The 12,935-nt window shown below is 43.7% G+C and carries 8 protein-coding genes; all 8 read right to left on the reverse strand.

The features are described 5' to 3' along the window. Positions 1–84 precede the first annotated feature (84 nt). Positions 85–2,715 carry a type VI secretion system tip protein TssI/VgrG gene (tssI, locus tag HHI26_RS18110; RefSeq protein WP_171149467.1) on the reverse strand — a complete coding sequence of 877 codons (2,631 nt, stop codon included), beginning with the start codon at positions 2,713–2,715 and terminating at the stop codon, positions 85–87. A gap of 37 nt (positions 2,716–2,752) precedes the next feature. Further along, a complete protein-coding gene (locus HHI26_RS18115) occupies positions 2,753–3,427 on the reverse strand; it encodes a hypothetical protein (RefSeq protein ID WP_171149468.1) in 675 nt (224 codons plus the stop codon). Positions 3,428–3,473: 46 nt separating this feature from the next. Then, positions 3,474–7,340: a type VI secretion system membrane subunit TssM gene (gene tssM / locus HHI26_RS18120; protein WP_171149469.1), complete on the reverse strand. Its 3,867-nt coding sequence runs from the start codon at positions 7,338–7,340 to the stop codon at positions 3,474–3,476. Between the two features lie 11 nt (positions 7,341–7,351). Continuing rightward, positions 7,352–8,716 carry a type VI secretion system protein TssL, long form gene (gene tssL, locus HHI26_RS18125; RefSeq protein WP_133844513.1) on the reverse strand — a complete coding sequence of 455 codons (1,365 nt, stop codon included), beginning with the start codon at positions 8,714–8,716 and terminating at the stop codon, positions 7,352–7,354. Further along, complete coding sequence (tssK, locus tag HHI26_RS18130) at positions 8,716–10,062, reverse strand: type VI secretion system baseplate subunit TssK (RefSeq protein ID WP_133844511.1); 1,347 nt, start codon at positions 10,060–10,062, stop codon at positions 8,716–8,718. Before tssK ends, tssL begins: the two co-directional genes overlap by 1 nt. Then, a complete protein-coding gene (gene tssJ / locus HHI26_RS18135; RefSeq protein WP_171149470.1) occupies positions 10,059–10,598 on the reverse strand; it encodes a type VI secretion system lipoprotein TssJ in 540 nt (179 codons plus the stop codon). The genes tssK and tssJ overlap by 4 nt, the downstream gene beginning before the upstream one ends. 210 nt (positions 10,599–10,808) lie before the next feature. After that, a complete protein-coding gene (locus tag HHI26_RS18140; RefSeq protein WP_133844507.1) occupies positions 10,809–11,294 on the reverse strand; it encodes an Hcp family type VI secretion system effector in 486 nt (161 codons plus the stop codon). A 136-nt stretch (positions 11,295–11,430) separates the two neighbouring features. Continuing rightward, positions 11,431–12,930, reverse strand: coding sequence for a type VI secretion system contractile sheath large subunit (tssC, locus tag HHI26_RS18145; RefSeq protein ID WP_133844505.1), 1,500 nt, complete (start codon positions 12,928–12,930; stop codon positions 11,431–11,433). Between the last annotated feature and the right edge of the window lie 5 nt (positions 12,931–12,935).

The raw sequence follows: 12,935 nt of genomic DNA on the forward strand, positions 1-12,935 counted from the left end.
CATGATCAAGTAAAAAGGGCCCGAACTGTTTCGCCATGATTGGCTTGAGTCAGGTCCGGCCCTTTTAGTGTTTATCCCCGTTGCTTAGGGGCCCCACGTCGGGGTCACCGGCGGTTCGGTCACAGGCGGCTTGGTCACTGGCGGCTCGGTCACCGGCGGTTCGGTCACAGGCGGCTTGGTCACTGGCGGCTCGGTCACCGGCGGTTCGGTCACAGGCGGCTCGGTCACCGGCGGTTCGGTCACAGGCGGCTTGGTCACTGGCGGCTCGGTCACAGGCGGCTTGGTCACTGGCGGCTCGGTCACAGGCGGCTCGGTCACCGGCGGCTTGGTCACCGGCGGCTCGGTCACAGGCGGCTCGGTCACAGGCGGCTCGGTCACAGGCGGCTTGGTTACAGGCGGTTCGGTTACCGGCGGCTTGGTCACAGGCGGTTCGGTTACCGGAGGCTTGGTTACCGGCGGCTTGGTCACAGGTGGTTTGGTTACCGGAGGCTTGGTCACCGGCGGCACAGTTACTGGAGGCTTAGTGACAGGCGGGAATATTGGCAAGGGTGGTAACGGTAGCGGTAAAGGAATGAATCCAAACGCTGTCAGCCCTGGTAAACCGGGTAAAAAACCACCGCCACCGCCGCCACCGCCGCCTTTACAATCGCAACAATCACCGGGGTTAATATCAACCTCACCAGCTTGTATGACAATTTTTCCACCGGCGACAATTTTAATGTTTGAAGCCGAGATGGTGAGCATGCCACCTGAACTGATTGCGAAAGCTCCCCCGGCAACGGCTGAAGCTGCACCACCCACTGCCAGTGCACTGGCACCACCAACAACTGTTGAAATGGCACCGCCTACGGCAGTTGCCATGGCCCCCCCCACATTGATGGCGTTTGCTCCACCCACAGCGAGTGAGTTAGCGCCGCCCACACAGGTTGCCATAACACCACCTACGTTGACGGAGTTCGCTCCACCTACGGTATTTGACTGGGCAGCGCCAACAACAGTGGTCATAACACCACCGACGAGTAGGCTATTGAAGCCCAATATGTTTGCTGTCTGGAAACCACCGACAAATTTCGTCCTGGAAAGGCCAACCTTAAGATTTGAGTTCGCACCAATAACCTGTTTTTCGTTAGCTTTTGTCAGGCGGCTCATATCGCGCTCAGCTTGCTCCCAGTAGCGTTCAAGACCAGGTTTATCTTCAAATCGTACGCCGTTGAAGTTGGTTCGTCCGCCACCGACAGTACGGCTGACCAGGCCACTTTGTGTGGCATTAGCCGGAAGATCCCAGGGAGGCATCGTAACGTTATTGTAAAGACTACCTAAAATCAGAGGTCTGTCGGGATCGCCATTAAGAAAGTCGACAATGACTTCATGACCAACACGAGGAATGTTGATTCCACCAAAATTATTACCTGCCCAGGCCTGGCTTACACGCAGCCAGCATGAGTCTGATTCGATATTTTTTCCGTAGCGATCCCACAGAAAATGAACTTTGACCCTGCCATATTTATCGGTCCAGATATCTTGTCCCGGAGGGCCAACCACAATGGCTGTTTGTGGGCCACGAGTCTTAGGTTTTATCGCAGTTCGTGGATGACGATAAATTTTGGTTGTCGGCTGTACGGTAAATTCGCATTGGTATTTAAAATCTTCCTGCCCCGATACTTGACCAATTTCTTCAACTTCTAATTTGCTGGAAATGATGAGATACTCGCGATTAACTTTTTTAACCGGGAATCCTTTGAGATTAAAATTAGACCCACAGACAACGCCGCGCAACTCACCAAATCCAGTTGCACGAGAACCTATTGCACCTAATTCCTCAATACGTACTTTCGCTAATTGCTCACCAATGCCGGGCTGATCGTAATCGCCTGGCCAATGATAAACTTCCATGTCATTAAAACTGGTTTTACGGGGTTTGCTGTCCAATGCCATAATATCAGCACGTGACTTAGTGAAGTCGTAGTCGTTGGTCACCCATGAACCTGTGGTGATAGTTTCCTGATGATCGAATCGGGTAACATACTCTCCACCTGCCTTCGGTAAATCAGGTTCATATTTGAGCGTATGGTAAGCAGCACTCTTAAATTTTTTGTGGGCACCGACATGATCGACAATAACCATTTTATGCTTATGTCCATGGTGCTCAAAAAACCAGTAAATGCCCCATTCTTCCATCAAACGCTGGATGAAGTTAAAGTCAGTTTCACCATATTGAACCTGAAAATCGAGCTGTGGGTAACTGCCACTAAGACGTTTATCTAATGGGAAATGATAATCAGATAACACTTCATCAATGATCTCGACCACATTCATATGCTGAAAAGTTTTATAATCTGATGTTAGATCAGTCAGATAAAGCCAAGGTCTGATAACAAATTCATGCTTGGCCTGATTGGCATCACGCCCAAGAAATCTCGCCTGCTGCACCAGCCCTGATATTTCGCGTATCCCTTTCCCAACGCCTGTAACCGCATCAAGGCCGCTGCCATCCAGCTCTATCTCGATCGTCATTTCTTTTCCAATGAGATCTTTAATCTCAATGTTTGACGCAGATTGCCAGGGGATCAAGGGATTAGCGGCAGTTTTGGTCATTATGGTGTACGAGTAAAGTGTAGATAATGACTCTTCACCTTTAAGCGTCGATGGGACCAACGCCGGTTCCCCTAACAAGAGAGGCATTGCAGCGCTGTACAAGTTAATAGTTCGTGACATGAGAATCACCTTATACGAAATTGATTATCCATAACCACTAACGGCGGGCGTTAGTAATATCCATCGGTACCGATATTTTCTTAGAGTCGATAATTCGACCATATCGACTTTGTCGCCAAAGCCAGACTGAATTTCCGGTCTGAATGCACTCAGGCCAGTTTTTCCATGGCATAAATTCCACTCCACCATTAATGGGTATCTGATTGTCCAAAATGTGGCAATTTGACAGTAATGGCTCAGATGTATTAATGAATCTATAGCTTTTACGAATTAAAACAGATTCTAAAAATGGCGAATAGTGTATCTGTAAGGCTTTAATCCACTCCAAAAAATGAGGGTTTTTTTTATTGGCATTCATTTCACCTTGTCGAGCTGCAAGTATTCTTGACTGCCAAAAAGCGATGTGAAATTTTCTTTTGAAGTCCAAAGCTATAACATTATAAGGAAGTCGAGAAAAAATGACACAAAGGCTATCTTTATTACAGTTATTTTTTGAAATAGTCAATGCACCGATGTAATAGTGTTTTCGGTTTAGTTGTTTTGCCGAAAAAACAAAGCACCATGGATAACTATCGGATAGTTCATTATCCTGAGAGAGCGTTTTAATCTCAGGTTCAACCATATCCTGTAAGAATTTAAGTATTCTCCGATGATGCTTTCTACGCCAGTGATACCAGCGACTATCATCAATAACAGATATCTGCAATGTCATATTCACCTCCTCTGGTAATATTTATGAAAATTAAACAGACCAAAGGTCACCCTGGACACTGGAAGTCCCGCAGTAAACGCGTAATTAATCGATCATCATAGGTGATTCCTGATGCTTTGATATCCACGCGTCGGTTACTCAAGGAGAACACCATGACAGGGTTAGCAGATGAAGAGTTTTCGATTTTTTTCACGTTGTCCATCCAATGGAAAAGAGCCCAGGGGCCAGTGAAAACCAGGCCGGAGGTTTTATCAGCCATTCTTGGCTGGGCGGTCATACTGACAATGGAACCCATGCGACTGCCCGGCCAGGTAAATGTTTCCGGAGCAACCGGCCCGTGTGAGTAGTCCATCGTCGTCCCATCGAAATTCATACTGAGCTGGGTGATGGTAGGTGCCATGTAGGGCACAGAGATCGAGAAGTTAATCGACATTTGTTTACTTTCTCCGTTCTGGAAAAAGGTATTACGGATGTCCTGGGCCTGTTCGAACGTCTTCAGTGTGCTGGAGTCGTTCTCTCCATTGTCACTGTTATAGCGCCATGGTTTGACGGACGTGTTGACCTTATCAGCCAGATTATTTTTGAAGAACATCTCAGCCAAGCCACCAGGTGCGAAGAAATGTTCAAAATCACGAACACGTACTTCTTCAAGACTCTTGGTAAAAGGATAGCGTCCCTCAAGAGTGTTTCTACATACCTCACCCAGATCCGCTTCTATCTTTTTATTACTTTCAGAGATAACCAGATGGTTGACCTTTTTATAAGCACCATTCAGAAGTGGTTCAATAATATTCTTTAGTGGGTCAGGCCAGGTTTGTGATTCTGCACTGATCTTAAGGCCTGCATCTGACAGCGTCGGCATATTGCCACTTTTGAGTGCATTATCAGAAAGAACAAAGAGGGTGTACTGGTCATGGAGAACCCCCATGATGTTCCTTAAACGGCTGCCAGTCATGGCCGTGCTACCCGCCTTTTCACTTGGGCGTGTAGAGCCTGTAACAAACTCTCGCAGGGTGGAGAAGTGACTATCGACACCTTCCCATAACCGCTTTTTCTCTAGTGATATCAGCAACTGATTGGCTTTATTCACGTTTTGTAGCAAACGTGTATTTGAAGAGCGGCTATCAATTAACTCTTCGTTCTGTAAGGCCGAGAGTGTCGTTTCCTCAACAGCCCTTTGCGCCAGATTCACCAATGGTGAATCTGATGAAACCATGGTCCGCAGCAAGTAAATATCAAAGGACAGTGCTAACTGTCCATTTCGATTCTGTGAACGATTTGAATTCAGGCTGATCTCACTGAGAAAGCGACTCCACCGTTGGGTATATTCATCATAGTAACGCTGCATAATCTTTTGCTTTATAGGATCGATGCGTTTAGCGTTTGCCAGCATGGCAGAGCCGAGCAGCCCCAACTCTGCATGCATTCTGGCTGAGCTGAATTCTGCTAACGAGGTGTTATGTTTACTTTCCATGACCCAGCTATCTTCATCATTAAGTCTGGTAACAAGGGCGGTGACTTTTTTTTTAAAAACCTGATGATAACCGACATAGGTAAACAATCCAGGAATGCTGGTCGCATGATGATCGGCTTCATCCAGGGTGAAAATCTGGTTGGCTTTACCATCGGTCATTTTATCCAACGTCAGGTTTTCTGGGGCATCATCCTGCATAATCACCTTCATGCGTTCATAAAGGCGGTCACTGAGGGAAATACGTCCCAATACATCCCTTGCCTGTGCAACCAGTTCAGCATCTATCGGTTGTGAATAATGGTTCCATTCCGGTAAATCAAACAGATTATCTAAATGAGAAATGAAAATTTCTTTATCAGCGTAAGGTATAATTTTACCAGAATCATCCCAGGCCTTAGTGATGGTATCAATAAGGAATTTCTTATCGAACTTTCCTTTCCCATTGAGCATCAGGTACGCTTTTAACGCTGTATATATCTCACCATTATCATCACCAAGAAGTGCATCCTGAAGCTTATCTTGCGCTTCATTTTGCACATTTGGAAAGAGCAGCCTCTGTAAGAAATAGTGATATAATGAGGTCGATTTTGATGTGATATCCCAGCCCACATATTGGCCGAACCTGAAGTCCAATGGCGGGTGTTCAACATCCAGGTCACTATATTCAGGCATGTACTGAGCCATGGATAGCAATGTCGGAATTAGCTCTGTGTTGTTTGCTTTCTCAAACTCTTCAACTTTACCTTCTAGGGAAACCACTTTTTCACGAATAGTGTTGAGGTATCCATCATTATTATAATAACTATGATAGAAACCATTGATAAGCCATGCAGTTAACAAAATACATGTGCAATGTATAAATATGTTCTGGAATCGGTATTTAGATTCAGCACTTAAGTTATGGCGCACCAGATGGGCATCTTTAACGATGATCTCTGAAAATAGGGTCTTGAGAAAATAATGGCGGCCATAAGCGTTGTCAGTGACTAAAAAATCAGCATCATTATATCGCTTTGTGACGGATTCAACCGCGTTAACGGAGCGTCTGTGAACAAAGTTATCCCACTTGTGCATTAACGTACTGTTATTTAATAGATAAACATCAGCAGGTTGGTGATTACTGACGAAATATAACCCACGCAAACTGGTGAAACCTTTGCTTTCGTCATACCTGGAGGTGAAAAATATATTTTGCAGCATGTCAGATATTTCTTGTGACAGAACACGGAAATCCTGAGGGAAGCTGTACATTCTTTTTCTATCGCTAAGATTCAGCTCTTCCTGCTGGCGTAATGTCATCTTCTCTTCAATACGATTTTCCAGCAGTGCCAGTTCCGCGTCAACACGCTCACGCAGGTCAGAAGCCGGCATTTTCATTTCTTCGCCATAAGGGAAGGTGACGCCCCAAATTTGTTCGCGTTCCTGCTCTGTCAGTATCCTGAAGTATTCAGAAAAACCAGAAAGTTGATCTACTTTTGACACCAGTACATAGACCGGGAAGTGTATTCCAAGCGTTTTTCGAGTATCATCGAGTCTTGCTCTAATTTTAGCTGAAAGATCGTACAATTCAGCCTTGCTGCGCCCCATAACATCAGTAACACAAATGTTGATAATAACACCGTTTATGGCTTTTATAGAGCGGTACTTCTTGATGCCATTTAGAATATTGCTCCATTCATTATTACTTTCTTCCGCCTGACTAACATATTTACCAGCGGTATCTAAGAATAGAGCATCATTCGAAAACCAACATTCACAATTGGTTGTTGCCATCGTCTTCCGGGCAATTTTTTTTAATTGTTCTGGATCGGGGAAACTCTGCCCTGACGACAGTACTGATGATGTTTTACCGGCATTTTCAGTCCCAATTACCATGTACCAAGGGAGATCGCTAAGGAACTTTTCTGGCAGGAAAAACTGCTTAAATTTCGAAGCATTCTTGCTGATATTTTTAATGTAATTGTTAGCATTTCGAATTATTGAGAAAATTTCAGCTTGATTGTAATCTTCTTTTACCTCTTCATCTTTAATGAATTTATCTAAGAATTTTGGGTTTCTCTTTAAAGCAACAATGAGATTCCAAACACCATAAATAAAAGCAAGTGCGAGTATGCAACCAATTACGATCACTCTACGATTTATGCTATTAAGTGGATAGGACTTACCCATTAAAAGGTATGGGCCCATGATCCAGACTGTACAGCTAAGTGCCAGTAATACCATAATAAATAGAGGGAATCTGAACCATATTCCTATCGTACAGAACAGCGAAAGAACGATCAAAATGATGCGTGGCTCAACACTTTCTAATGGCCGTGTTTCTCCAAATCCGAAAAATGGTCCTAAATACCAAATAAAGAGCACCAACAAAATGAAACATGCCACTGTCAGCATGAATTTTGTTACACGGGTTGAAAATAATCTATTAATTAAAGACATTTCTGATCTCATCAATACGTAACGAAGAATTCTACGCGTCTGTTTTGCGCACGACCTTCGGGTTTGCTATTACTACTCACTGGCTGAGTATCACCTACGCCTTGAGTATGTATTTTTTTCTCAGATAAGCCGGTGTTAACAAAAAGCCTGGCTACCGCCTTAGCGCGTAACTCTGAAAGAATAGTATTGTTTTCAATTCCAGGTTTGTGAATCGGCGTTGCATCGGTATGTCCAATAATAAGGACACTACCATTGACTCTTTGTACTTCTTTAGCGACACGATTCATAACATAATCCATCTCAGGCTTTACAGATGTTGCACCGCTTTCGAATATTGAATCACCTTTGAATATGACTTTACTTTGCTCTTTCGTCTCGTCAACACTGACCAGACCTTTCGCTATTTCATTTCTTAGTAAATATGCGAGCCTAAGTTTCTTTGCCTCAGGTTTTGCCACGTTCAATTTTTGCATCGCAAGAATTTTATGCTCAATAACACTCTGGTTAACGGATAACCAGTACTTATACCAAAAAAAAGTTGAGGCAATTAAAATCCCGCATAACAATAATGTCACACGTACGGGAACGATTAACTTCTCACGTTTTGGCTTTCCGCGGCTAACCAGACCGTGTGGCGATAAAATCGTCGACGCTGTATCTTTTGTGCTTTGAATAATGGTAAGTAATCGTTGTCTTATTTTCGTCAGTTGACGGTCACCATCTTCAATAATACTGTAACGACCTTCAAATCCAAGGCCAAGAATACGCAAGAGTACCTCAAGAACATCTGCATATTCATGGGGATTCATAGAGAGGCGGCCAACTAACAGGAAAAATTTGTTACCCCCGTCGTTATCGCCTTCGAAGTGGTTGAGTAGGTTGCTCTGTGACCAGCCAGCATTTTGCGCCCACGTTTTTTCATGCGCTGCTTCATCCAGTGCCGTACACAGACAGTAGCGAACAATGGCCATTTTCTTCCACGAGACATCTATCTCATCGCAAACAATAACGAAGAGATTAATTTCATTTTTTATACTTCTTTTGAGCACTTCGACATGTTCTGCCGAATCGACATGTTCAGGCATTTCACTTAACGCGCGAAGCAAATATTGGCTCGCTTCCAGTAGTGGGTTTTCAGCCTGCCTGATGTTGACCAGGCGCTGCTGGACACTCTCACTTCTTAACGATGTTTCGTTTAGATAGTTCTTCTCGCTATGAAGAAATCGTTCAATTTCATCCTCCTCATTGCTTTGTTTAACACGATGATCAATGGAAATACTGTGCTCATCCGGCAGAAATCTGCCGAGCGCCTGAGGTGTAAGTTCTTCTGGCGGGACGTCTTCAGCCTCAAGACCACGGTCCTGTATTTCGCTCATTAGTTCCTGACTCCCCAAAGTTCCATTTTTATCCCAGGGAATTCACCAGCTACGTGTAGGGCTATTGCACCTGTAGCAGAGATTTTTTCCCAGAATGGTCCACTTTTGAGCAGATCGAAATAGACATAACCTGAACTGTAAGGAATCTGCCGTGGAGGAACCGGTAAGGCTTGCAGGACTAGCCCTGGTAGATGCGATCTAACCAGCTCATGCAATTGCTGTGGGGCGCTAATTTTTGTCTGTGAGGTAAATTGCTGCTGCAACACATCCATTGAGAGTTGTGCATGGACAGCAAGCACAAGGTTTGAGAATGAGTGTAATTCTGCAGGCAACATAGATGCAGACCAGACACCATTTCCTTTTGGTAGTAACGGGATCATTTGTCCTGCCCGTACCAATATCTGATTCAAAAGATAGTTCACTTCATCAACCAATGGCCGAATCGATTCATAAAGTCGAGCATGATCGTAACCTGGCGCAGCTATCGGGCGGCGTGTTGTTGTTCGTACAAAAGTGGATAATTCACCCGAAAACTTTGCTAGTTCTTGATATATGAGGATCGGCGGCAGCTCAGGAATATGCCTGATATGATCAAGAAGTGGTTCATATTTATTGAAAATTTGTAGCAGCAAATAGTCAACAACCTCTGCACCGGCACTCGCTTTTCCATCACTGGCGGATAGACGAGTTGCTAGCATTTCTGCTCGCATTTTAACCAGGCCATTAAGATGAGTTAACCATTCTGTCAGAAGTATATTGGCTGCGTAAGCGGTGACTGGTGGAATATGGTCCTCTGAGTGAAGTAATACACTACCATCCGGCTGCATTGCCTTAACTTTAGTTAATGGCAGACCGAGCCAGGATTCCGTCATTTCTGTTTCGGGTACCAGGCGCATACGTAGCCGACTTAATTGAACAGGTTTAGCGCCTTGTCTAATCGCGTTAGTATCGTTAAGACTCGTTTCATAGGCCAAAAATCGTGCGAGAGAACTCTGATTGTTGCTATCAAAGATCGTCTCATCACTGTTTTCCAGACGAAGTGGAACGGCAAGATAGATCATCTTTCCTAAATGGTCTGGACTGATGGTCAGTGGCTCAGGAATTTCTGCATGCTCAGGGATATCGAATGGTGTTCCATCAGGTAGAACGCCGCCTCCTGATCTGAGAACCAGTTTCCCATATGCCAGCGCTTCTTTATCGATATCATATTGGGAAAAACCCCAAAAAAAAGGATTGAGGGTCGCTGTGCGCTTATGTACAAAATATTCTAAATAGCGTTCTTGTTGTTGGAATAGTTGGGGACGTAGAAACAGTCCTTCGCTCCAGACGACTTTATTCGTTCTCACATCTTAATCCATTTTATTGTTGAGATTGAAGTTTTACTAAAGTCAATACTCAGGGCTTTTGGTTCTTCTGAATGTATTAACTTCCACCAAGGAACAGGTTTAACATCTGGAAACATGATAGCTTTGTTCCAGTCCGCAATGTTTATATCCCGATATGCGGCGACGACGCCCAGAGCTACACTGGATTTCCCAGGTTTAATCTCAATATTTCTTTTTTCACCTGGCATCAAAATAGCCTGATACAATTTGCTCGATTGTTGTGAAAATTCGATATTGGTGTTGTTTATTATTGAGTAATAATCACTGTTATCAAAAGTATCGGGTGTTTTTAACTCATAAATGTAAATGCCAAGAGGTGATGGCCTGTTATGAATGTTAAGATTTACATCACTCGATGCTAACAATGTAACTTTTATAACTTCCTGGCTTTTTTCTCCAGGAAACAAACTGCATGATGTCAAAGCTGAGATGAAAAAAATTGCAAAAAATAGCAGTGTATAGCGTTCTGCGGACGTTTTTAACCATTTTGTCATCATAAAAATCTATTTTATAAAATGTAATAAAAGAAGACTACGCGGCATAAAACTTAAGCTGTACGATTGTTCTTAATGCTATAAATACCAACTGTGTTAATCAGTATGAAAATCGAATTTAGAATGCCCAGGAAGCCAAGTGATTTCCTGGGCAATGTTTCTATTGGCAATGCTCACTATCACTAAGATCGTGAGTTATTTCCCAGATACATATTAACCGTGCTGGTTAGCTTTAACATCATAAGTCGCAGAAATAACACCAGACTTCTGACCTTCGGCGTTCTGCATAATGTAATCTTGTGTCATTTTCGAGAATGAGAATTTCACGGTTTCACGAGGGCGAGATTCATCTTCTACAGAACCTGTCATTTCAACTAAAGTGATAATGACATCTGTAAATTTAATCATCAAATACTCAAGAGGGTTACCACCCGCTTTACGTACGACAAATTGAATGTTTTTGATGTGCTTACCTGTCAGACAGTAATTCAACAGGTTAGGACTGGCTTTGTCAGTATAGTGCTCAAAGCAAAAATCATTAACAGATGCTTTTCCTGAACCACCACCTGAACCACTGTGCATGTTCGAATGCTGACTCACGTCCCATTTCCATTTCAGGACCTGAATTTCGTTTTTATGAACAGCATCTGGAGATTCACCGTCGATACCATCAATTTTGATAAACATATCTTGTGACATGATAATTCCTTTTTTCTATGTGATAAAAGCCACAACAAGTGCGACAGCTGCATTTCCTACTTTAGGAAAATTTAATTTTTTTCATATTGTGGTTTATTTGATAAATCCGAATGCAATTTTATTATTTCAGGCTTTATCAGTTAGAGCCTTTAAGTGAAGGTAGTTTAGCAACCATACGCAAAGACACAGTCAGACCTTCAAGTTGGAAATGAGGGCGCAGGAAGAATTTGGCCTGATAAAACCCTGGGTTTCCTTCAACATCCTCTACAACAACCTCAGCTGCTGCTAATGGACGACGCGCTTTGGTATCCATTGACGAGTTATTTGGATCGCCATCGACGTAGTTCATTATCCAGTCGTTCAACCAACTCTGCATATCATCACGTTCTTTAAATGTACCAATTTTGTCACGGACAATACATTTGAGGTAATGAGCGAAGCGTGAACAGGCAAACATATAAGGAAGTCGTGCTGAAAGATTAGCGTTCGCGGTTGCATCTGGATCGTAATATTCAGCAGGTTTCTGTAGTGATTGGGCTCCAATGAAAGCCGCATAATCTGTATTTTTACGATGAATTAATGGAATGAAACCATTTTTAGCGAGTTCAGATTCCCTGCGATCGGAAATTGCAATCTCCGTAGGGCATTTCATGTCGATGCCGCCGTCATCTGTAGGGAAAGTATGACACGGAAGATCTTCCACTACACCGCCACTCTCAACGCCACGAATCAAGGTGCACCACCCGTAGTGTTTAAATGAACGGTTAATATTGACTGCCATGGCGTAAGCTGCGTTCGACCACGTATATTTGCTATGATCAGCTCCGTCCGTTGTTTCCTCAAAGTCAAAAGCATCTACCGGATTTGTGCGAATTCCGTAAGGGAGACGTGACAGGAATCGAGGCATTGCGAGGCCGATGTAGCGTGAGTCTTCAGAATTACGCAGTGAATTCCATGCTGCGTATTCCAGGTTTTGCGTGAAAATTTTCGTCAAATCACGCGGGTTGGCGAGTTCTTGCCATGACTCCATTTGCAGCACCGATGGGGCAGCACCCGTGATGAATGGGGAGTGAGCTGAAGCAGAAATCTTAGCAATTGATGCCAGCAGATCAACATCGGGTGCCGTATGATCAAAATAGTAGTCCGCAACCAGACAACCATAAGGCTCACCACCCAGCTGACCGTATTCCTCTTCATAAACCTGTTTAAACAAAGGACTCTGATCCCAGGCAATTCCCTTATATCTTTTCAGGTTACGCCTCAGTTCGTTTTTAGATATATCCATAAAACGAAGTTTCAGCTTTTCATCTGTTTCAGTATTATTGACAAGATAATGCAGTCCCCGCCACGCACTTTCCAGCGACTGGAATTTTTCATGATGAAGAATCAGGTTGATCTGCTCTGAGAGCTTTCTGTCAATTTCAGCGATGTAGACAGCAATATTCTTATATGCGTCATCAGCAATTGTCAGAGAGTTCGCCAGCGCTTGTTCAGCCAATGTTTTGACTGCTGATGCAACAGCAGATTTCGCCTGTTCAGATTTAGGCTTAAATTCTTTTGTCAAAAGAGCATTGAAGTCGCTATAGGAGGTTGTCGCTACAGCCGGCTTTTCATTTTTTACAGTTTGAGTTGACATAGTTC

It is taken from the genome of Erwinia sp. JH02 (genome assembly GCF_013074405.1).
GTDB lineage: Bacteria > Pseudomonadota > Gammaproteobacteria > Enterobacterales > Enterobacteriaceae > Erwinia > Erwinia rhapontici.